We start from the raw sequence: 21,560 nt of genomic DNA, 5'->3' as shown, positions 1-21,560 counted from the left end.
TGGTTCTCGAATGAGCCGGGCCAGGTTGGGCGCGACTTGAAGCACCGCCACATTGCCGCTAGGGCTTTCTCATCACTGACACAGGACAGATCTCGCCATGCCCGCCTTCTCCCATTTCACCGCTCTCGCCCAATCGCTGCCGCCCACCGTGCCGTTTGTTGGGCCGGAAACCCAGGAGCGCGCGCGTGGCGCGGAGTTCAAGGCCAGGCTTGGCGCCAATGAAAACGGTTTTGGCCCGGCGCCGTCGGTGATCGAGGCGATCGCCCGCCAGGCCGAGCTCAGCTGGCGATACGCCGATCCGGAGAATCACGATCTGCGCGTCGCACTCGGCACCCATCTTGGCCTTTCGCCTGAGCGGGTGGTTGTCGGCGAAGGCATCGACGGTCTGCTGGGCCTGATTGTCCGCCTGATCGTCGAGCCCGGAACCCCAGTGGTCACTTCGCTCGGCGCCTATCCGACCTTCAATTTCCACGTCGCGGGCTTTGGCGGCCGGCTGGTAACGGTGCCCTACAGGGATGACCGCGAGGATCTCGACGCGCTGCTTGACGCCGTGCGCCGCGAAAACGCGGCCCTGGTCTATCTCTCCAACCCCGACAACCCGATGGGGACCTGGCATTCCGCCGAGGCCGTGACAGAATTTGCCAAAGCTCTTCCCGAAACCACGATGCTGGTGCTCGACGAAGCCTATGGCGAAACAGCGCCGGCTTCAGCACTCCCGGCCATCGCCGCTCTGGCCGACCTGCCCAACGTGCTGCGCTTCCGCACTTTCTCGAAAGCCTACGGTCTGGCCGGTCAGCGTGTCGGCTACGTCTTCGGTGTGGAAGAGACGGTGTCGATGTTCCACCGCGTAAGGAACCATTTCGGCGTCAACAGACTGGGCCAGGCGGCAGCCCTTGCCGCGCTGAAGGACCAAAACTGGCTCGCTCACGTCATTGCCCAGGTCGAGACATCGCGTGACCGGATTGCGGCCATAGCAAGCCGCCAGGGTTTTGCGCCGATCGCTTCGGCCACGAATTTTGTTACCATAGATTGCGGTCGGGATTCGGGTTACGCCAAGGCAATCCTCGACGGCCTTGTCAGCCGCGGCATCTTCATCCGCATGCCCGGTGTCACACCGCTCAACCGCTGCATCCGCATATCCACCGGACCTGCAGCCGAGATCGACCTGTTCGAGGCTGAATTGAAGAACATTGTCGCGGATCTGGGCTGAACTGACCGCTGCGGTCAAAACAATAGGCCGCGACCGACCCTTTCCGGTCAATCGCGGCCTATCTGAAAGCCTCTCCGGTTTGTCCGAAGTGAAGGCTCCCGCCTCGTTCCCCTCGAGGTAAAGTCATTTCGCAGGCTGCTTTGTGCCGCCCGGCAAGGTGCCCTGCCCTGCAAAGGCCGTTCCGGCGCGATGCCGGGAACAAAGCCCCAATCAATGCATGGTCATCCATTCGCGAGCAGCACGCAGCGCCGCTGCCAGTTCGGCCTTGCTCATGCTTTCGGCGAGCTCGGCGCGCAGCGTGGCAGCCCGGTCCGAACCCTTGATGGCGGCAATGTTGAGCCACTTGTGCGCAGCAACGAAGTCGACTTCGCATTCGCGTCCGGTCGCATACATCAGACCCATTTCACAAAAGACGTCGGCCTTGGCTTCGCCGCCGATGATTGCCTGATCCTGATCGTGAATTTCGTAACGTGCCATTTTTCCAGTCCCCGTATTCGGTTTCGTTTCGTTGTCCCTGTCAGCTCTCAAGAGCCAGCATTTGATGCCTTTGTCCGGTTTGGCCCGGCGCTGTGTTGTTGGATTGAAGTGTGCCGCTATCGATTAAAAAGCGAGTTAAATTGCATGCTTAACTGGAAACGAACAAAGTCCGAAGGCTTGGTAAACTTGGGATTCTGTTAAACATCAAAGCCGTTGCGTTCCGGCCAGACTGAGCGGATTCGGTGTTTTCGGAACAGGCGGAAAAGTTACGGACGGCTAACCAAACATGCATCGCATTTTCTGAAAACGCGGCGGGACCAGGGATGAGGCAGGCAGAATTGCCATCCCGGAGAGATCATCGAGAACCGTTCTTCGCCCCTCAGAAATCCCAGTTTATCTTTACCTAAATCCGAGTTAAGTAAGAAATGCGCTTGAGGAAGCGCTTCATATTCCTGGGAGGAACACCATGATCCGCAAACTGATTGTAGCAGGCGCGCTTTTTGCAGCCCTGTCCGCTCCTGCACTGGCAGACCCTATCGAAGGCAACTGGAAGACTGAGAGTGGCGAGACCGCTGCGATTTCGTCCTGCGGCGGCGCTTATTGCGTGACGCTGAAAACCGGCAAGCATGCCGGCAAGAGAATCGGAAAGATGTCAGGCAGCAATGGAAACTACAGCGGTACCATGACGGATCCCGCCGATGACAAGACGTACAAGGGCGATGCAAAGATTACCGGGAACAAGATCAGGCTCCGCGGCTGCGTTCTTGTATGCACTCCGCTGACCAGCAAATCGCAAACGTGGGCCAAACTCTGATCCAGGTCTCCGTTGATCCTTTGGAACAAGGGCCCGCGCCGGCATTTCGGCGCGGGTCTTTGTTATTGACCGCGGCTATCGCGCCTTCTGACCGAAAAGCACTTTCTGCGCATCCTTGTCGTCAGCCAGGTTCCGGCGGTACTCGATACCGATATTGCATCCCTTCTCTACTGCCGGCCGTGCCATCAACGTTTCGAACCAGCGTTTCAGATTGGGAAAGTCCGCCAGGTCCTGTCCCTGGTTCCTGTAAGGCCTGACCCAGCCGATCGCCGCCATGTCGGCGATCGAATAGTCACCAGCAAGATAATCGCGGTCGGCAAGCCTCCGGTCCATCACGCCATAAAGCCGGTTGACCTCATTGGTGTAGCGCTCGATCGCGTAGGGAACCTGCTCAGGCGCATATTGACGGAAATGGTGCGCCTGTCCGGCCATCGGCCCCAGTCCGCCCATCTGCCAGAACAGCCATTGATCGACTTCCACACGCGCCCGTTCCTCCGACGGATAGAACCGTCCGAACTTGCGGCCGAGATATTGCAGGATCGCGCCTGATTCAAAAACCGGTATCGGCTCACCGTCCGGCCCCTCCGGATCGATAATCGCCGGCATCCGGTTGTTCGGCGCAATCGCCAGGAAAGACGGCTCGAACTGCTCACCCTTGCCGATATTGACGTATCGGACCTCGTAGGGAACGCCGAGTTCCTCCAGCATGATGGTAATTTTCCATCCGTTCGGCGTCGGCCAGTAATACAGTTCGATTGCTTTGGTCTGCGGGGTCATCGCCATTCCTTTGGTTGCGCGAGGCAGGATGTGGAATGGAGCGCCGTTTGGCAATCCCCGAACAGGAGGATGCTTCTTGCGCTGCCTATACGAGAGTTTTCAGGAGTTGAGTGTCAGGGACTGACCGCGATCCTCGGATCGACAACGTCGTTGCGCATGACGAACCGGTTTCGTCCCGCGCGCTTAGCCTGGTAGAGCGCCTCGTCCGCCTGTGACAGCATCTCGTGTTGCGAGACCGGCCCTGATAGCGGGTTGAGCGCCACACCGACACTGACGGTCACCACCTCGACCCCGTCGCTGCGTCCCGGATGGGGAATACCAAGAGCCTCGATGGCCCGGACCACAGCATTTGCAAGATGGCGGGCATGAACCTCTTCGGTCTCCCGGATCGCCAGAATGAATTCCTCGCCGCCAAAGCGCGCACAGAACGCATCCGGTTCAGAGAACGCGCTTCGGAAAGCGTCCGCGATCAGCTTGAGGCATTCATCCCCCGCCGGATGACCGAGCGTGTCATTGAACAGCTTGAAATGATCGATATCGATCATCATCACTGCCGCCGCCGATCCGTCACCGGTAAACCATTCACCAAGCCGCTCATCGAGAAAGCGACGGTTGGGCAAGCCTGTCAACGCGTCGGTTTTCGACATTTCCTGGAACTGCTTTTCCGATGTTTCAGCCATCTCGGCCCGCATCATTGCTTCGAGCGATGTGCGGTAGTCCCGGCAGCGCCGACGCTCGACCACGTAGTTCGAGTAGGTGGTCAGCAAGCAGACGCTCGTGAACTGAAAACACAGTGCAATCTTCAGTTCGAGAGCAACTCCCTGCTTCATCAGCACCGCGGAAGCGGCCCAAAGGAGCACCAGAGACGAGTAGACAAGGGCATGCCGGAACCTCAGCGCCATCACCATGTTGGCAAACACGATGCACAGGATCACTTCCGTATTCATGTGGGTGCTGTGTGGTGCATCCGAATAATACATCATGAAAATCGGCAAGGCGGTCGCGGTAAGTATTGCTCCCGTGGCCAAGAGTTCCCTCGGTCCGGCGGAAACCCTGGCCATCATATGGGCCACTGCAAGCGAACAGGGAACGATCACAAACAGGGTCGCGAGCACGATGATCCAGTAGTGGTCCGGCAGCAGCAGATAGGTCGAGATATCGTGCAGGACATAAAGCAGGACACCGAAGATGATGGTGTGGCGCAAATGCGCCGCCCGCCAGCGCCCATGCTCCGCTTCATACCGGGCTTCGGTGCTGCGATCGAACCGCAGCAGGCGGTCGAGCACCGGCCGCTGGATCGTGCCATCCGTGGGGTTGTCCGTAGGCCTTCTCATATTTCAAGCCCTTTGATTAGCAGGGCCGAATATGAAGACTGTAGTTTTATTTTCTAATAATCTGGCAACAAAGCGCCCGGGCTTTCCTCAGACAGCATGACCAATCCGTAAACATTTCCGCCGCCTTTCAGTTCAGCGCATTACCGCGAGCCCGCTGCAACAGTGCATTCGGAACGGCAATCCTCACCCTGCCCTCCCTGCCCGCTCTGCCTGTTCGGTTAATCACATTGAACGCCAGATGAACGCCTGTCTCAGGCAGCGTTCAGCAGGGCTATGCGAATGTCCTCCCACAAGAAGGGAACAAGACGCATGAGCACCATCGCACGCCGCTTCATCATCATCTGCCTGGTCTTTCTGATCTTTGCACTGCTGATGGCTGCAGCCGTCGCCAACAGCGACCGCCGCCGGAACGGTTGGCACAACGGCGCGATCGATGCCTGCGTTTTTCATCCCGCCCTGACCTGCACCGCTTCGCGCTGACGCCGACTTCAAAGGACCGATTTCATGAGAGCTCGTATTCATCACTCGATCACCACCCTGCTGCGCATCACTGCTCTGGTCAGCTTTTTGGTTGGTCCCGTCGGCGCTTTCGCCTACGCCCAGACCGGCGACAAGGGGCCGGGACTGTCAGGCGCCGGGTACGTCCTTTATGTCACCCTGCAACGCAACAGCAACTGACCCGGACGAGGCGACCCAAGCCAAAAGCAATTGGCATCGGATATCCATCCGCGGAGCTGAAAGTCCTTTCGGCTCCGGTCGTCTTTTCCTTGCAATCATTTCTCGTATATAACGATGCATGAACCAACGAATCTCTTCCCACATCGCCAACGGCTTCATTTCACCGGACCCGGTCGAACCGCAGGAATTTTCCGACGCGGCGAGCGCGGTTGCCGCGCTTGAAGCCATATATGATCGCAACACACGTTTTTTGTGCGAGGCCTTTCAGGGCCTTGCAACGGAAAAGCCGGCAGGCCGCTATCGCGCCTTCTATCCCCAGATCAGCCTGGAGACGACCTCCTTCGGCATGATCGATTCCCGACTATCCTACGGCCACGTGGTCTCACCGGGGCGCTATGCCGCGACTATCACAAGGCCCTCGCTGTTCCGCGCTTACCTGACAACACAGTTCGAACTGCTGTTGCGCAATCACGGCACACCGCTGACGGTTTCTGAATCGGAAACCCCGATCCCGCTGCATTTCGCCTTTGGCGAAGGCGCTTATGTCGAAGCGGCCGTCGCCGAAAAGCTCGACATGCCGTTGCGCGACCTGTTCGACACCCCCGATCTTGCCACCACCGATGATGAGATCGTCAACGGACTTTACGAGCCGGCGCCCGGTGAATCGCAGCCGCTCGCCCCGTTCAAGGCGCAGCGCATCGACTATTCGCTGGCGCGCCTGTCGCACTACACCGCAACCGCACCGGATCATTTCCAGAATTTCGTGCTGTTTACCAACTACCAGTTCTACATTGACGAATTCTGCGCCCACGCCCGCACCCTGATGTCCGAAGGCAATAGCGACTACGAGTTCTTCGTTGAGCCCGGCAATCTGATCACCCCGACAGGCCACGGCAGCCCGACCGAAGGTATTGCCCCCGCTCGCCTGCCGCAGATGCCTGCCTATCATCTGAAGCGCAAGGATCACGGCGGCATCACCATGGTCAATATCGGCGTCGGACCGTCCAATGCCAAGACCATTACCGATCATATCGCGGTGCTGCGCCCGCACGCATGGCTGATGCTCGGCCATTGCGCCGGCCTGCGCAACAGCCAGAATCTCGGCGATTACGTGCTGGCCCATGCCTATGTCCGCGAGGACCACGTGCTTGACGACGACCTGCCGGCCTGGGTGCCGATCCCGGCGCTGGCCGAGGTGCAGGTGGCGGTTCAGGACGCGGTCGCCGAAGTCACCGGGCTCGATGGCTACGATCTCAAGCGGATCATGCGCACCGGCACGGTGGCCACCATCGACAACCGCAACTGGGAACTCCGCGACCAGCGCGGCCCGGTGCAGCGGCTGTCGCAATCGCGCGCCATTGCACTCGACATGGAATCCGCCACCATCGCGGCCAACGGCTTCCGCTTCCGCGTCCCCTACGGCACGCTGCTCTGCGTCTCCGACAAGCCGCTGCATGGCGAACTCAAGCTGCCCGGCATGGCGTCGGCGTTTTACAAGACCCAGGTCAATCAGCACCTGCAGATCGGACTGCTGGCCATGCAGAAACTCGCCGCCATGCCTCCAGAACGGCTGCATTCACGCAAGCTGAGAAGTTTCTTCGAGACGGCATTCCAGTAGCGATATCCTGCTTCGGCCCGTGGCGATGCAAGCCAATGGACCGAAGCACCGGGATTCTCCACAAGACGCATGACAGACCGGGAAACATGACGGACAAGGCAGAGCTTCACACGCCCTATGACGGCTCGGCACCACCCTTCGCCATCGGGCTCTCGCGGCTTGATCCGGCAACCTGGATCGATGTTGACGACCACCATTCCGGCTACATCGCCGAAAAGCTCCGCCTGACCAATGATCGTTTCGAGGATGTCTTCGTGGCCGAACCCGGCACTGAAGATGCCCAGCGAGAGGTTTATGACCTCATCCACACCCATCTCGGCTTGCACTTTGAACCGGACGCACACGCCTCACCGGACCTCGCGTTTTCAGCACCGGATGGTGCACCGCTGCCGCTCCTGCACCAGGCCGCTCTTCGGGTGCAGGAAGATCTGGTGCTGATGCGCAAGGGCGAAGCGGGATGGCGGCTTGCCGCAGCTTCGGTGTGCTTTCCCTCATCGTGGAATCTGCGCGAGAAATTCCGCCGCCCGATGCATGAAATTCATGCGCCGGTCCCTGGTTTTGCGGAAGGCACCCGCAATGCCGGACTGATCGAGCGCATGTTCGACAACCTGCGTGTCGACATGCCCGTGGTGCGCTGGAACTGGTCGGTTTACGGCGATCCGGAGCTGTTTCATCCGAACACGCACGCAACCGGGGAAGGACGCTTCGGCCCGGGTCCGGTCGCCAGGAATGTCTATCTGCGGCTCGAACGCCAGACCCTGCGCAAACTGCCCGTAAGCGATGACATCCTGTTCACGATCCGGATCTACATCGATCCGCTGTCAGCTCTTGAAGCCGATCCCGAAGGCCCAAGACTGGCCTCGGCCATCGCCGCCCAGGTCAAGGCTCTCAGCCCCGCCCAACGGACCTACAAGGGCCTTGCCACCGAGCAGGATAAGCTGCTTGTGCGGCTGGCCAAGATCGGTGAGAACCAGACCGGCTGAGGACCACCGGGAACGCCTCAAACGGAAAACGGCCGCGCGAACACGGCCGTTTTCACATGCGGTCGAGGCCGCTGATTCTCAGTCCTGCAATTACATGTTCGTGTAGACAGGCCCCTCGCCGCCCTGCGGCGGCACCCAGTTGATGTTCTGGTTCGGATCCTTGATGTCGCAGGTCTTGCAGTGCACACAGTTCTGCGCGTTGATCACGAAGGTCGGCGAACCATCGGTTTCCACCCATTCGTAGACGCCTGCAGGGCAATAGCGGTTGGAAGGCCCGGCATAGACCTCGAGTTCGGAGGTTTTCTGCAGGGCCGGGTCCTTGAGCTGCAGGTGCACCGGCTGGTCTTCCTCGTGATTGGTGTTGGACAGGAACACCGACGACAGCTTGTCAAAGGTCAGCACGCCATCGGGCTTAGGGTACTCGATCTTCTTGTGCTTGGCGGCCGGCTCGAGCGCCGCGTAGTCCGCCTTGCCGTGAGCCATCGTGCCAAATGGCGAAACGCCGAAGAGGGTGTTGAGCCACATGTCGAGACCGCCAAGCGCCACGCCGCCGATGGTGCCGAGTTTCGACCACAACGGCTTGACGTTGCGCACCTTCTTGAGATCCTTGCCGATCTCGGATGCCCGCCAGGCCGCATCGTAGCCGTCAAGCGTGTCCTGCGCGCGGCCCGCAGCGATGGCTTCGGCGGCATGTTCCGCCGCCATCATTCCCGAAAGCACCGCATTGTGCGATCCCTTGATGCGGGCGACGTTGACGAAACCGGCCGAGCAGCCGATCAGCGCGCCGCCCGGGAAGACCAGCTTCGGCACCGACTGCCAGCCACCTTCGGAAATCGCCCGGGCGCCGTAGCCGATGCGCTTGGCGCCCTCGAACACCGGCGCGATGGCCGCGTGCGTCTTGAAGCGCTGGAACTCCTCGAACGGCGACAACCAGGGGTTCTTGTAGTTGAGGTGGACGACGAAGCCGACGGCCACCTGGTTGTCCTCGAGATGATACAGGAAGGAGCCGCCGCCGGTCTTCATGTCGAGCGGCCAGCCGAACGAATGCTGCACCAGGCCCGGCTTGTGATGCTCCGGCTTGACCTGCCACAGCTCCTTGAGACCAATTCCGTATTTCTGCGGCTCGCGCCCCTCGTCGAGCTTGAAGCGGGAGATCAGCTGTTTGGCAAGCGACCCGCGGACGCCCTCGCCGATCAGCACGTATTTGCCCAGAAGCGCCATGCCGCGCGCATAGTTGGGGCCAGGCTCGCCATTGCGCTCGACACCCATGTCGCCGGTGGCCACGCCGATCACCGCCCCGTTGTCATCGGTCAGCACTTCGCTGGCGGCAAATCCCGGATAAATCTCAACACCCAGCGCCTCGGCACGCTCGCCGAGCCACTTGGTCACGTTGGACAGCGACACGATGTAGTTGCCGTGATTGTTCATCAGCGGCGGCATCATGAAATTGGGCAGCCTGATCGAGCCGGCCGGCCCGAGCACCAGGAAGTGATCCGCCTTCACCGGCGTCTTGAACGGATGATCCGGATCGTCGCGCCAATCGGGAATGAGCTTGTCGATGCCGATCGGGTCTACCACGGCGCCCGAGAGAATGTGCGCACCGACTTCGCCGCCCTTCTCCAGAACGACCACCGTCAGTTCGGGATCGAGCTGCTTGAGCCGTATGGCGGCTGACAGACCTGCGGGGCCTGCTCCCACGATCACAACATCAAATTCCATGCTTTCGCGTTCGGGAAGCTCATTCACATCAGTCATCGGACGTCCTCGCCTCTGTGATCCGGCGACGCCCTGTCGGGGCAAACGCACCAAATCAATTCAACACCGGTCCGAGTGCGCGACCGGAGCATTGCTGCCCACCCTCCTCGCCCACAGGCCGTTTCATCCTGTTTGACAAATGACACGCGCGAAGTCGAGCCGGGATGCGACAGGATTTGCATTGTTCCCTAGCAAATTCTGACGTTCACGTAAACGTCAACAATTGAGAGCACCGATGTCCCCAGCGGCTTTCCGTTGGGCGCGGGTACCGGCGTACGATCGCAACGGTGAAGGAGACCGGGGCCAATCCCTCACCGGCGAAACAGATGGAAAAACACGAAGAAGCGAATGAACCTTGTCAGGCTGTCTTGGCGAAAATCGGCTGCATGTTGAGAACAAGCACCGCGCCGGCGATCGTTTTGTCAGGTGCCGTAAACGGGGTCATCCGGCATTGGATGTCGAAAAGCCGGCCGTGCGCGTCGGCTGCCTCGTAATTGTAGGAAATTCGCGCGCCGCCGAAACACTGGTCCATTCGGGGCTTGGCCCTGCTCTGGAAACGTTTGTGGTCGATCATGTCGAGCAGGTGCCTGCCGATGAAGTCCGACGGGCGCTTGTTATGGAACTCGGCATTGCGCTGGTTGCAGTAGATGTAGCGGTAATCAAGATCAAAAACAGCAACCCGCTCAGGGATTGAATCAAGCACAAGTTCATGCAGAGAGGGGTCGTACCCATCGATCAGCGCGGGTTGTTTGATCTTTGGTGAAAGCGAGTTGTGAGCGCCACCAGGTTCAAGATAGCGAACAAACAGGTTCGACATCATCGTGGTATAGCGCCTTACACTGCTGTCATCCTCGCAGTTTTTCATCGCAAGCCGATTGAAGAATGCGATCTGCGCCACCACCTCGCTGTGGTCCCTGGCTTCGAACTCAAAGATCCGGCAAGTAAGTGGCTGCAACTGGGCATCGATGCGATTGATCTCTGCCTCATCGCCACGCCCCACGGCAACGAGCAATTCGTTGCCAAGCTGGTCGAAATTCTGGATCAGAGCAGACAGCATCGAGCCCTCTATTATGCTTCCGGCCTTTTTTAGAATTATCTGTATAGTGGCAATTTTGCTGCTTCTGCAAGTCAGCTTTTACACGCATTCACACGCAACCGGTTCACTAAAAGCCCAAAATCGCCGAGCGCAGGTGGCCGATGCTGCGCAATACAGTTTGCATAAAGTCGGTATTTTCGGAAGAAGCACCCCAAAATACTGAAATTAATGAGAAAAAATATCACTAAAGGGTGATCATGTAACCTGCGCTCTCTGGTATACGCAGCCTCGACCGGCAGACAGGATGAACACTGCCTCAAAAACCGAGTTCTCAAGACCGGCCAGAATATCAGGCGCAGACAGTCATTTGGCAATGACAGTCACCTTACAGAATCAATACCGCAATGGACATCAACTGACTGATCGAAACTACATCGGCAGAGCCGAACAGAAAATCTCACAAGGCTCTAGGCGGAAGCTCTTTCAACCAGCCGCGCAAGGTCCGGCACTTCCACCATACGGTTGTTGCGGATCACGATCACGCCTTCCTTGCGGAGCTTTGTCATCTGGCGGCTCACCGTTTCGATCGTCAGCCCCAGGAAATCGGCAATATCGGAGCGGGTCAGCGGCAATTCGAAGCTCAGTGGCCCCGATTCCCATTCCGGGTTGATGTGGGTGGCAATGAGGGAAAGGAAGCTCGCGACTTTCTCTGACGCGGTCTTGCGGCCCAATGTCAGCATCCAGTCCCGCGCCTCGTCAAGTTCCTTGAGCGTTTGTTCAAGCAGCTTGTGCTCCAGTTCCGGAGTGTCCTTGATCATCCGGTCGATCATGGCCTTGGGGAAACTGCAGATATTCACTTCCGTCGCGGCATCGGCGGTAATTCCGCTGTCGGAACGAAACGGGCGCCCCAGAAAATCAGGTGCAAATTGCAAACCGACAATCTGCTGGCGGCCGTCGGCCATCATCTTGGTCAGCTTCACCACCCCGGAAATGATGTTGGCATAGCTGTCTGTTCGCTGGGTCTCGCCGATCAGTTCAACGCCGGAATTCACGCGTTTGCGGGTGGATTGCTTGTTCAGGGAAACGAGTTGGTCTGTTGACAGCGCGCCGCAAACGCCCTGGTGGCGAGCCTCACAGGCCCGGCAAAGCAACGGAATGTCGGAATTGTGGATGTCTTTGCGCTTTGCGTCCATCAAGTCCTCACTGGCGCACGGGATGACCACCCGCTTGCCTCCGAAAGGCGCCGTCCGTGCCGTGCCGGCGCATGAAGTTGTGCTCAAAGAACAGCGCAGTTTGATCAAAGTCAAGGCGGGATGGCGCATGTCAGGCAAAGTACGGCTTGCTAGGAAAGAGGCAGCAAATGCAAAAAGATTTCGTCCGCAAGCACGGTGGTCCGGCTCCCCGCTACACCAGCTACCCCACCGCCCCGCATTTTCACGCTGGCATCGACGGCGAAACTTATGCGCGCTGGCTGCGCGGCTTGAAGCCGGGCCAGACGCTGTCCCTGTACATCCACATTCCGTGGTGCGATCGGCTTTGCTGGTTCTGCGGCTGCAACACAAAGCAGACCCTGCGTTACGACCCGCTGAAGACCTACCTGTCCGCGCTCGAAAACGAGATGGAAACGATCTCGGGTCTGGTCGATCCCAAATGCCGGGTCACCGCACTGCACCTTGGTGGCGGTTCGCCGACAATGCTGCGGCCCGACGACATGGTGGCCTTGAACCAGATGCTGCGCAGCAGGTTCAGCTTCGATGCCAATGCGGAAATCAGCGTCGAGATGGACCCCAACGATCTGACAGCCGAGAAATACGACGCGCTCGCCGAGATCGGCATGACCCGCGCATCCATCGGGGTTCAGGATTTCGATGAGAAGGTCCAGAAGGCGATCAATCGCGAGCAGACCTTCGAGCAGACCCGGGATGTTGTCGAGCAGGTGCGCGCACGCGGCGTCAGGTCCGTCAACTGTGATGTGCTTTACGGCCTGCCGCATCAAACCCGTCAATCCGTCGATCAGACCATCAAGCAGGTGCTTTCGCTTGCGCCGGACCGGATCGCGCTTTTCGGATACGCCCATGTTCCCTGGATGAAGACACACCAGAAAATGATCGATGAAGCAGCGCTTCCGGACCTCACCGAACGATTCGCCCAGATGAACCGCGCTGCCTCGACGCTGACCTCTTCCGGTTACACCGCCATCGGCATCGATCATTTCGCCCTGCCCGGCGACAGCCTGGCGATTGCTGCAGCATCAGGCAGCATGCGCAGAAACTTCCAGGGCTACACCAGCGACACCGCCGACGCGCTGATCGGCATGGGCGCTTCCTCGATCGGTCAATTGCCGCAAGGCTATGTCCAGAACCAGCCTTCCACCGGCGAGTACCAGCGGCAGGTCAATCTGGGTCAGCTTCCGGTGGTGCGCGGCTTCGAGCTATCGGAAGAAGACCGCATCCGGGCGCGCATCATCGAGTTGCTGATGTGCGATTTCGCCTTCTCCTTCGCAACCATACGCCATGAGTTCGGCGGCGCTGCGGAAAGCATCCTGGATGAGGCGGAATACCTGGCGACGTCAGACACAGATGGCATGGTCGAGTTTTCCGGCGGCCTGTTCCAGATCACGCCAAAGGGACAACCCTTTGTCCGCTCGGTAGCATCGGCCTTCGACGGATACTTCGGCACCGGTGTCGCGCGTCATTCACTTGCGGTGTAAGCACAGCGAACCCATTTGATCGACGGAACCGGCCGCTTCGGAAAATGCCGGGCAAAGAAGCCATTGGCTTTTGCGCCGGATTTTTCTATAGCTTCCGCCAAACTGTGATCCAATGAGGAAATGAGCGTGACCGCAACATTCGACAAGGTCGCTGACATCATCGCCGAGACAAGCGAGATTGACCGCGATTCCATCACCCCTGAGAGCCACACCATCGACGATCTGGGAATCGACAGCCTCGATTTTCTCGACATCGTGTTTGCTGTCGACAAGGAATTCGGCATCAAGATTCCGCTTGAGCAGTGGACTCAGGAAGTCAATGACGGCAAGGCTTCGACGGAAGAATACTTTGTGCTTGGCAACCTCTGCACCAAGATCGACGAGCTGAGGGCCGCCAAGGGCTGAAGCCCGGCACGGCGAGGCGTCTCATGCAGCTTGAATACTTCCAGATGATTGACCGGATCGAGGCGCTTGACCTTGATGCCGCAACGCTGGTCGCAAGCTCCACGGTTCCCGATGCCAGTCCCGTTTTCGAAGGTCACTTTCCCGGCATGCCGCTTGTGCCAGGGGTCTTGCTGATTGAAACCATGGCCCAGGCCAGCGGCTTCATGATCCTGGCCAAGACCGGATTCGCGGCGATGCCGTTCCTGATGGCGGTCGACGGTGCCAAGATGCGTGATTTCGTCAAGCCGGGCACGCCGTTGGAGATTTCGGCGACACTTGAGCACGAAGGCTCGGGCTATGCCGTCACCAAGGCGCGCATCACAAGCGCCGGCAAGAAGGTCGCAGACAGCCAGCTCAAGTTCAGGACAGTCGCGTTCGATCAGGTTCCGCTTGCTGATATTGTTCGCAAGAGAGCCGAAGAGGTGGGGCTTTTGACCGCCTTGGCGAACGCTGCAGGAGAACCGCAATGACAGATACGCGCCACCAGGTGGTCGTTACCGGCATCGGACTTGTTACTTCGCTCGGAGTCGGGCGCCAGGCCCATCGCGAGCAGTTGATGACGGGTGGGACCCCGCAGAAGGTGACCGACAGCGAGCGGTTTGCGCCCTACACCGTCTATCCGCTTCCCGAGATCGACTGGTCCACGCAGATTCCCCGCCGGGGCGATCAGCGCCAGATGGAAAACTGGCAGCGGCTGGGCGTTTATGCAGCCGGCCTCGCCCTTGATGATGCAGGCCTGAAGGAAGACGCCGAGGCGTGTGCCTCGATGGACATGATCGTCTCCGCTGGCGGCGGCGAGCGCGACATCGCCGTGGACAGCCTCATCGTCGAGGAAAGCCGCAAGCGCAACGACCGTGAGCAATTGCTCAACGAGAAGCTGACCACCGAGTTGCGTCCGACCCTGTTTCTGGCGCAATTGTCCAACCTGCTGGCCGGCAACATTTCCATTGTCCACAAGGTGACCGGCTCGTCCCGCACCCTGATGGGCGAGGAAGGCGCCGGCATTTCGGCGATCGAGACCGGCCATGCCCGCATTGCCGCCGGACAATCGACCCACTGCCTGGTCGGCGGCGCCTTCGTTTCCGAACGGCTCGACATGCTGATGGTGATGGAAGCCGTCCAGGGCCTCGGCAAGGACCCTGAAGCAGCCTTCTGGAACAGCGACGGCACCGCCAATGGCATGAACCTGGGCACTGCCGGCGCGTTCCTCGTTCTCGAATCGCTTGAGCACGCCCAGGCCCGGGGGGCGCATATCTACGCCCGGCTCGATGCAGTGCTGGGTGACCGCGGGTCACGCGAAGGCGAGCGCATGGAACAGCGCCTTGCCGGCCTCGCCGATGAAACCGGTGCTTCCGACGACGGCGACACGGTGGTGTTTTCCGGCGCAAGCGGCTACCCGGATCTCAGCGCACGAGAGCGAGCTTTCCTGAAGTCTCGGTTTCCCTCCGCGCCCGTTCGCACGGTTGGCGCATTGTTCGGCCATTCCATTGAAGCCCATTTTCCAACCGCTGTGGCGCTGGCTTGCATGGCTCTCGATGATGACGCCCCGATCAGCCCGTTTGCTGCTGGCGAGGACGCGCCCGCATCGACAGCAGCCAACGCTGCGATCGTGACCAGTGTCGGTCATTTCCGCGGTGAGGGCATCGCCCGACTGACGAGGATGTCATGAGCAAAGCAGCCTACAAGGACCATCTTGGCCGTCCACTGGTCGCCGTCACCGGCATGGGGGTCGTCTCTTCCCTCGGCCAGGGCGTCACAGACAACTGGGCAGCCCTGACATCGGGAAAATCCGGCATCCACCCGATCACCCGTTTCCCGTCGGAAGGCTTGTCCACCCGCATTTGCGGCACCGTTGATTTCATCGACATCCCCGCACCCAACGCGGTCGAGCGGTCTTTTGCATTCGCCCGGGAGACCACCATCGAGGCGCTCGCACAGGCAGGTATTTCGGGCGACTTCGGTGGCCCCCTGTTTCTGGCTGCGCCACCGATCGAGCCCGAGTGGAACGACCGCTTTAACCTTGGAGACAGGGTCAAGCCCGAGCAGGTGACCGGAAACGCCTATGAGCAGTTCCTCGCGGTGCTGCGCGAAAAGGCAGATCCGACCTACCATGAAGCCATCCTGTTCGGCTCGATCTCCGAGCGACTGGCCGACAGCTTTGGAACCCGCGGCCTGCCCGTCACGCTGTCGACCGCCTGCGCTTCCGGCGCCACAGCGATCCAGCTTGGCGTCGAGGCAATCCGGCAGGGCCGCACCGACCGCGCCCTCAGTGTCGCCACCGACGGCTCGGTAAGCGCTGAATCCCTGATCCGGTTTTCGCTGCTGTCGGCCCTGTCGACCAACAACGACCCGCCGGAAAAAGCATCACGTCCCTTCACCAAGGATCGGGACGGCTTCGTCATCGCCGAAGGTTCCGCCACCCTGGTGCTGGAATCTCTCGAGGCCGCGATCAGCCGCGGCGCAAGGGTTCTGGGCATCATCAGCGGCTGCGGCGAGAAGGCCGACGACTTCCACCGCACGCGTTCTTCGCCCAGCGGCGCGCCGGCCATTGCCACCATTCGCGCAGCCCTCGAGGATGCCGGGCTGTCGGCCGACCAGATCGGTTACATCAATGCGCACGGCACCTCCACGCCGGAAAACGACAAGATGGAATATCTTTCCTTATCCACCGTCTTCGGCGAACGCATGCCGGAGGTTCCCGTCTCGTCCAACAAGTCGATGATCGGTCACACGCTGACCGCCGCCGGTGCGGTCGAAGCCGTCTTTTCGCTGCTGACGATCAGCACCGGCACCCTTCCGCCCACCATCAATTACGACAATCCGGACCCGTCCATACCGCTCGATGTTGTCCCCAACGTCAAGCGAGATGCCACGGTCACCAGCGTGCTTTCGAATTCGTTTGGATTTGGCGGACAGAACGCATGCCTTGTCATGTCGGCGGAACCCGCTTAAGTCATCACCCGCTCCGGCAGGACGGCCGGCTCCGGACTGATCATGCATCCTTGGACCGGTGAGCGCACAATCATGAGGCTGAGCGCGGGGTGCGCGCCATGCAGGGCAACCTGTAGAATTTCTGGTGGCTCACGCCACCGAGCCGAGAAGGACACTATCCATGCGGGCACTGCAACTGATCGAGGATCGCAAGCTTGAAACGGTCGATCTGCCGCCGCCGCCGCCGCCGGGCATCGGTGAAGTCACCGTTTCGGTCAAGGCTGTCGCACTCAACCATATCGATGTCTGGGGATGGCGCGGCATGGCCTTTGCCAAGCGCAAGATGCCGTTGGTCATCGGCGCAGAGGCTTCAGGCACCGTCGACGCCATCGGACAGGGTGTTGCGGGTCTGGTCCCGGGACAGCTGGTCTCGATCTACGGCGCACGCACCTGCGGTCTGTGCCGTCCCTGCCGGGAAGGCCGCGACAACCTGTGCGAACATGTCAGCGGCGTGCACGGCTTCCATCTCGACGGCTTCGCCCAGGAAAAGGTCAACCTGCCGGCCCGGCTTCTTGTTCCCGCACCGCCGGGCGTCACCCCGGTCGGCGCGGCCGTTGCTCCCGTCACCTTCGGTACGGTCGAACACATGCTGTTCGACAATGCCAGGCTGGAGCCGGGCGAGACCATCCTGATCCACGCGGGCGGCTCCGGCATCGGTTCGGCTGCAATCCAGCTTGCCAAGAAGATCGGCTGCACGGTCATTACCACCGTCGGCTCCGACGCCAAGATCGAGCCGGCGAAAGCGCTGGGCGCCGATCACGTCATCAATTACCGCGAGGACCGGTTTGAAGGCGTTGTCCGCAAGCTCACCAAGAAGCGCGGCGTCGATGTCGTCTTCGAACATGTGGGCGCGGACACCTGGGCCGGCTCCATGCTCTCGCTCAAGCGAGGCGGCCGGCTGGTGACCTGCGGATCAACCTCCGGAGTCTCGACACAAATGAACCTGATGATGCTGTTCCAGCAGCAGCTCAAGCTGTTCGGCTCCTTCGGCTGCCGGATGGAGAACATGGCGGACGCCATGCAGAAGATGGCTGCCGGTCTGGTCCATCCGGTCATCGACACCGAGGTCGGTTTCGACGATATCGACACCGCCCTGGCGCGCATGGAAGGCCGGGACGTGTTCGGCAAGATTATCCTCAGGATGGATTGAGCCCGGCGCAAAGCGATGTCGCACACATTCCGCATGGCGCTGACGCGCATTGTCATTGCACTCAGGCGTGTCCGGGACTGGCTGATCGCAAGAGCCATTTTCGGGTTGCTGCGGATCATTTCGCTTTTTCCTGCCGACGGGGCAATCAACTTTGTCGATTACATGGCCCGGCGCATCGGTCCCATCACCCCGCGTCACAATCTGGCCATGACCAATCTTGCCAGGGCCTTTCCGGATATGCCGGAAGCCGAGCGGCACAAGATCGCCATCGACATGTGGGGCAACATGTCCCGCCTGGCTGCCGAGTACGTGTTCCTCGACCAGCTGTTCGATTTCGATCCGGACGCCACCGAGCCCGGGCGCATCGAAGTCGGCGGTGCCGACACCTTTCTCAAGCTGCGCGACGAGAACAAACCCTTCATCGTCTTCACCGCCCATACCGGCAATTTCGAACTCCTGCCGATCGCCGCCGCCACGTTCGGCCTTGATGTGATGGTGCTGTTCCGCCCGCCCAACAATCCCTACATCGCCCGGCGGGTCCTGGCTGCGCGGCGCACGAAGATGGGGCACCTTGTCCCCTCGCGGGCCGGCGCCGCGTTCGCCCTTGCCCGCAGGCTGGAAAGCGGAGACGGTGTCGGCGTGCTGGTCGACCAGAAATTCCACAAGGGTGCCAAGACCTCGTTCTTCGGTTTGGAGGTCAACACCAACCCGCTGCTGGCAAAGCTGGTCCGCCAGTATGATTGCGAAGTCTACCCGGCACGCTCCATACGCCTGCCCGGCGGCAGGCACCGGCTGGAAGTCGAGCCGGCAATGGAGATCCCGCGCAACGCCGATGGCAGCGTCGACGTCGTGGCAACCGCCCAGAAACTGAACGACAAGGTTGAAAGCTGGGTGCGGGAATATCCCGGTCAGTGGCAGTGGTTCCATGATCGCTGGGCGATCAAGCATTCACTGAAGACGTAAGACGCCACTTCACCCTCATCGAAAAGGCCCGGCAGAACCGGGCCAGATCAGTGATGCGGTTGCTTAGTGATTGATCACGATGCGCGTGTTCTTGTTGCCGGCCTGCTGCACCAGCGCGAAGAACTTGGCTGCATTTTCCGGAGCCAGGCGAACGCAGCCATGCGAGGCGGGGCGTCCGAGACGCTTGGTGTCGTAGGTCGCGTGAACCGCGTAGCCGCGATGATAGAACACCGCATAAGGCATTGGCGCGTTGTTGTACTTGCGCGAACGGTGATGCCGCGACAGCCACTTGGCCGAATAGCTTCCGGTGGGAGTGGAATATCCCTTGCGCCCGGTGGATACTGGCCACGTGTACTTCACCTTGCCGTTGTGCTTGACCACCATTGTCTGGGACGAGATGTCCACGCTGGCAATAAGCTTGGCAGCGAACGCCGAAACGGATGAGAATGGAAGGAGCGAAAAGGCCAAAAGCCCGGCCATGATCAGTTTTTGCATGATAAGTTCCCCAGTTGCCCTGCTGCTGTTTAAGCAAGCCGACGACTACTTTAGACAGATGATTTTTCAAGTTAAAGTTAAAATACAATATAAAATTTTCGACACAGATCTAAAGTGTTGTTTTTAATTGCTTAAAAAACCACAAGAAAAAGCAGCACGACCAGCAGAGCAAGGCTGTCGCATGCTCTCCAAAAGATCCCCAGCGCAGCGACAATGTCCGCGGACCCAGCTTGCCTGCGGCCGGCGGCGTTGAGGCTGGCCTCCATCACCAGCTCTCCGCCGTACTGCCGCGGCCCGGCCAGTGCCAACCCGGTCGCGCCCGCCATCGCAGCCTCTGGCCATCCGGCATTGGGAGACCGGTGCAGGCCGGAATCCGTGAGTGTCGTTTCCGCTGCCCGCCGCATCGCCGGCACACCCCTGCTCAAGCCAGCCCCGGCAGCAATCAACAGTGCCGAGAGACGGGCGGCAGGCCAGTTTGCGAAGTCGTCCAGCCTGGCCGCCGCGCGCCCGAAATCCCGGTGCCGCTCATTGAGATGCCCGATCATGGAATCCGCGGTGTTGAGCATCTTGTAGGCCAACAGCCCGGGCAGCCCGAAAACCGCATACCAGAGCGCCGGCGCAACAATTCCGTCGGAGAAATTCTCCGCCAGGCTTTCAATCGCTGCACGCGAGACCCCGGATTGGTCGAGTGCTTCGGGATCGCGCCCGACGATCATTGAAACCGCGGCTCGTCCGCCCGCCAGGCCGCCTTCGCGCAAGCCATGCGCCACGGCTTCCACGTGGTCGGCAAGGCTCTTCTGCGCCAGAAAGACGGCAACGACGATTACTTCCAGTACGATGCCGACAAGCCCCAGACGACCGAACAGGCTGGCCAGCACGCCCCCAATGATGGCAGAACCGATCAACAGAACCGCGATTGTCACGTTCCCGTTGCGCCGCCGCTTGCCGGCCATATCCGCTGGGCGATTGAACTTTCTGTCGGCGAAGCCGATGGCATGGCCGAAAAGCACAACCGGATGGCTGATCCGGCGCCAGAGCCAATCGGGATCCCCGATGATGCGGTCGACAATCAGGGCGATCAGCAGAACCGCGAGATGACCCATTACGACGTCCGCGGCTCCATCAGCCGCAAGGTTTCGCGAAGCCGGACGGCGGAAAGCTCGTCCGGCGCCAGTCCGATGCGGATCCGCGACGGGCTGTGATCAAACGCGCGCACCAGCAGCTTGTGGCTGGCAAGCATGTCGCGAACCGCGGCACCGTCGCCGACCTCGCAATAGAAGAACAGCGCGGTTTCCCCGACAATCGGTACCCGCGCCATCTTCAGCGCCGAACGCGTCATGATGTGGGCCTTGTCGAGCTTGCTGCGGATCTCGTTGATAAGATCGAGCCTGCTGAAGGCGTGCGCTGCAATAGCCAGCGACGGACCGGAGACGGCCCAGGGCCCGAGCCGCTCGCTGAGGATCTTCGCAAGCCCCGCTTCAGCGAACACAAACCCGAGCCGCAGGCCGGCAAGACCGAAGAACTTGCCGAAAGAGCGCATGACCACCAGGTTTGGCTCCATCCCGGCAGCCCCCACCATCGACAGGTCCTGCCGCATGTCGGCGAACGCCTCGTCCACGATCACCAGGCGATGTCTCTGTGACCGCACGAAGCCGAAGACATCATCGCGCTGTGTCTCCCGGCCATCCGGATTGTTGGGATTTGCCAGAATTGCAACACCGGCACGCGTGGCGGCCGCGGCGTCAAGCGTGCCGACCGGATCGACCGTCATGTCCATCCGCTCATAGGCCCGCGCATACTCGCCATAGGTCGGCGAAACAATGGCGACCTCGGAGGCGTTCGGCGCCAGGAAAGGCAGCAACTGGATCGCTGCCTGCGTGCCTGGCACTGCGACCGGCACCACCGAGGCACCGTAGTGGCGCTTTGCCAGTTCGCAGACCCGTTGAACCTCAGCCTGCTCGGGCAGACACCGCCAGCAATCAGCCGGAAGCTCGGGCAACGGCAGGCTGAACGGACTGATCCCGGTTGAAAGATCGAGCCATTCGGAAGCCGTGCCGCCAAACCGGGCGATGGCTTCGGACAGCGCGCCGCCATGGGCAATCGGTGCGTGGATTTCCTGTGCCAT

Annotated in this window: 22 protein-coding genes; 13 read left to right on the top strand and 9 right to left on the bottom strand. The window is 60.3% G+C overall.

The annotated features are described in order from the left end of the window. Window positions 1-97 precede the first annotated feature (97 nt). The gene (locus GTW23_RS04805; RefSeq protein ID WP_252914831.1) at window positions 98-1,210 is read left to right on the top strand and encodes a pyridoxal phosphate-dependent aminotransferase; all 1,113 of its coding nucleotides are present in this window, start codon (window positions 98-100) and stop codon (window positions 1,208-1,210) included. A gap of 210 nt (window positions 1,211-1,420) precedes the next feature. Here GTW23_RS04805 and GTW23_RS04800 read toward each other — a convergent pair whose 3' ends face one another. After that, the gene (locus GTW23_RS04800) at window positions 1,421-1,687 is read right to left on the bottom strand and encodes a sel1 repeat family protein (RefSeq protein WP_152008033.1); all 267 of its coding nucleotides are present in this window, start codon (window positions 1,685-1,687) and stop codon (window positions 1,421-1,423) included. Window positions 1,688-2,153: 466 nt separating this feature from the next. On the opposite strand from GTW23_RS04800, the gene GTW23_RS04795 reads away from it, so the two are divergent. Beyond that, complete coding sequence (locus tag GTW23_RS04795) at window positions 2,154-2,501, top strand: DUF2147 domain-containing protein (protein ID WP_152008032.1); 348 nt, start codon at window positions 2,154-2,156, stop codon at window positions 2,499-2,501. 75 nt (window positions 2,502-2,576) lie between these two features. Here the strand turns inward: GTW23_RS04795 and GTW23_RS04790 are convergent, their stop codons facing one another. Further along, window positions 2,577-3,278 carry a glutathione S-transferase family protein gene (locus tag GTW23_RS04790; protein ID WP_252914830.1) on the bottom strand — a complete coding sequence of 234 codons (702 nt, stop codon included), beginning with the start codon at window positions 3,276-3,278 and terminating at the stop codon, window positions 2,577-2,579. Window positions 3,279-3,391: 113 nt separating this feature from the next. After that, window positions 3,392-4,612, bottom strand: coding sequence for a GGDEF domain-containing protein (locus GTW23_RS04785; RefSeq protein WP_252914829.1), 1,221 nt, complete (start codon window positions 4,610-4,612; stop codon window positions 3,392-3,394). Between the two features lie 309 nt (window positions 4,613-4,921). Between GTW23_RS04785 and GTW23_RS04780 the strand changes: the two genes are divergently transcribed. From GTW23_RS04780 to GTW23_RS04765, 4 genes are all read left to right on the top strand, one after another. Next, window positions 4,922-5,092: a hypothetical protein gene (locus tag GTW23_RS04780; protein WP_193217209.1), complete on the top strand. Its 171-nt coding sequence runs from the start codon at window positions 4,922-4,924 to the stop codon at window positions 5,090-5,092. A 24-nt stretch (window positions 5,093-5,116) separates the two neighbouring features. Continuing rightward, window positions 5,117-5,290, top strand: coding sequence for a hypothetical protein (locus GTW23_RS04775; RefSeq protein ID WP_193217208.1), 174 nt, complete (start codon window positions 5,117-5,119; stop codon window positions 5,288-5,290). Window positions 5,291-5,408: 118 nt separating this feature from the next. Continuing rightward, window positions 5,409-6,908 (top strand): AMP nucleosidase, encoded by a 1,500-nt coding sequence (locus GTW23_RS04770; RefSeq protein WP_252914828.1) that lies wholly within the window; start codon window positions 5,409-5,411, stop codon window positions 6,906-6,908. Window positions 6,909-6,994: 86 nt separating this feature from the next. Next, window positions 6,995-7,891, top strand: a complete 897-nt coding sequence (locus GTW23_RS04765; RefSeq protein WP_252914827.1) for a heme-dependent oxidative N-demethylase family protein — start codon at window positions 6,995-6,997, stop codon at window positions 7,889-7,891. 90 nt (window positions 7,892-7,981) lie between these two features. Here GTW23_RS04765 and GTW23_RS04760 read toward each other — a convergent pair whose 3' ends face one another. From GTW23_RS04760 to GTW23_RS04750, 3 genes are all read right to left on the bottom strand, one after another. Beyond that, window positions 7,982-9,646 carry an electron transfer flavoprotein-ubiquinone oxidoreductase gene (locus GTW23_RS04760; RefSeq protein WP_252914826.1) on the bottom strand — a complete coding sequence of 555 codons (1,665 nt, stop codon included), beginning with the start codon at window positions 9,644-9,646 and terminating at the stop codon, window positions 7,982-7,984. 358 nt (window positions 9,647-10,004) lie between these two features. Then, a complete protein-coding gene (locus tag GTW23_RS04755) occupies window positions 10,005-10,703 on the bottom strand; it encodes a PAS domain-containing protein (RefSeq protein ID WP_252914825.1) in 699 nt (232 codons plus the stop codon). Window positions 10,704-11,149: 446 nt separating this feature from the next. After that, window positions 11,150-11,875 carry a Crp/Fnr family transcriptional regulator gene (locus GTW23_RS04750; protein ID WP_152008025.1) on the bottom strand — a complete coding sequence of 242 codons (726 nt, stop codon included), beginning with the start codon at window positions 11,873-11,875 and terminating at the stop codon, window positions 11,150-11,152. A gap of 167 nt (window positions 11,876-12,042) precedes the next feature. Here GTW23_RS04750 and hemN point away from each other — a divergent pair, with 167 nt between their 5' ends. The 7 genes from hemN to GTW23_RS04715 all read left to right on the top strand — a co-directional run bounded on the left by hemN (window position 12,043) and on the right by GTW23_RS04715 (window position 18,940). Further along, window positions 12,043-13,392, top strand: a complete 1,350-nt coding sequence (hemN, locus tag GTW23_RS04745; protein WP_252914824.1) for an oxygen-independent coproporphyrinogen III oxidase — start codon at window positions 12,043-12,045, stop codon at window positions 13,390-13,392. 120 nt (window positions 13,393-13,512) lie between these two features. Further along, window positions 13,513-13,797 (top strand): acyl carrier protein, encoded by a 285-nt coding sequence (locus GTW23_RS04740; RefSeq protein ID WP_252914823.1) that lies wholly within the window; start codon window positions 13,513-13,515, stop codon window positions 13,795-13,797. A gap of 23 nt (window positions 13,798-13,820) precedes the next feature. Then, window positions 13,821-14,306 (top strand): 3-hydroxyacyl-ACP dehydratase FabZ family protein, encoded by a 486-nt coding sequence (locus tag GTW23_RS04735; RefSeq protein WP_252914822.1) that lies wholly within the window; start codon window positions 13,821-13,823, stop codon window positions 14,304-14,306. Further along, on the top strand, window positions 14,303-15,505 hold the full coding sequence (locus tag GTW23_RS04730; RefSeq protein ID WP_252914821.1) for a beta-ketoacyl-ACP synthase: 1,203 nt from the start codon (window positions 14,303-14,305) through the stop codon (window positions 15,503-15,505). The genes GTW23_RS04735 and GTW23_RS04730 overlap by 4 nt, the downstream gene beginning before the upstream one ends. Beyond that, window positions 15,502-16,788, top strand: a complete 1,287-nt coding sequence (locus tag GTW23_RS04725; RefSeq protein WP_252914820.1) for a beta-ketoacyl-ACP synthase — start codon at window positions 15,502-15,504, stop codon at window positions 16,786-16,788. The genes GTW23_RS04730 and GTW23_RS04725 overlap by 4 nt, the downstream gene beginning before the upstream one ends. 160 nt (window positions 16,789-16,948) lie before the next feature. After that, entirely contained in the window at window positions 16,949-17,977 is a 1,029-nt protein-coding gene (locus tag GTW23_RS04720; RefSeq protein WP_252914819.1) for a zinc-binding dehydrogenase, read from the top strand. A 33-nt stretch (window positions 17,978-18,010) separates the two neighbouring features. Then, the gene (locus tag GTW23_RS04715) at window positions 18,011-18,940 is read left to right on the top strand and encodes a lipid A biosynthesis lauroyl acyltransferase (RefSeq protein WP_252915567.1); all 930 of its coding nucleotides are present in this window, start codon (window positions 18,011-18,013) and stop codon (window positions 18,938-18,940) included. A gap of 63 nt (window positions 18,941-19,003) precedes the next feature. Here GTW23_RS04715 and GTW23_RS04710 read toward each other — a convergent pair whose 3' ends face one another. From GTW23_RS04710 to GTW23_RS04700, 3 genes are all read right to left on the bottom strand, one after another. Next, entirely contained in the window at window positions 19,004-19,435 is a 432-nt protein-coding gene (locus GTW23_RS04710) for a L,D-transpeptidase (protein WP_152008018.1), read from the bottom strand. Window positions 19,436-19,566: 131 nt separating this feature from the next. Next, window positions 19,567-20,538: an adenosylcobinamide-phosphate synthase CbiB gene (gene cbiB, locus GTW23_RS04705; RefSeq protein ID WP_252914818.1), complete on the bottom strand. Its 972-nt coding sequence runs from the start codon at window positions 20,536-20,538 to the stop codon at window positions 19,567-19,569. Then, entirely contained in the window at window positions 20,538-21,560 is a 1,023-nt protein-coding gene (locus GTW23_RS04700; RefSeq protein ID WP_252914817.1) for a threonine-phosphate decarboxylase, read from the bottom strand. The genes cbiB and GTW23_RS04700 overlap by 1 nt, the downstream gene beginning before the upstream one ends.

Source organism: Parahoeflea alexandrii, from assembly GCF_024105735.1.
GTDB classification, from domain to species: domain Bacteria; phylum Pseudomonadota; class Alphaproteobacteria; order Rhizobiales; family Rhizobiaceae; genus Hoeflea; species Hoeflea alexandrii.
Note: the sequence above shows the minus strand (reverse complement) of the source record. Positions and strands in the feature narration are given on the sequence as shown.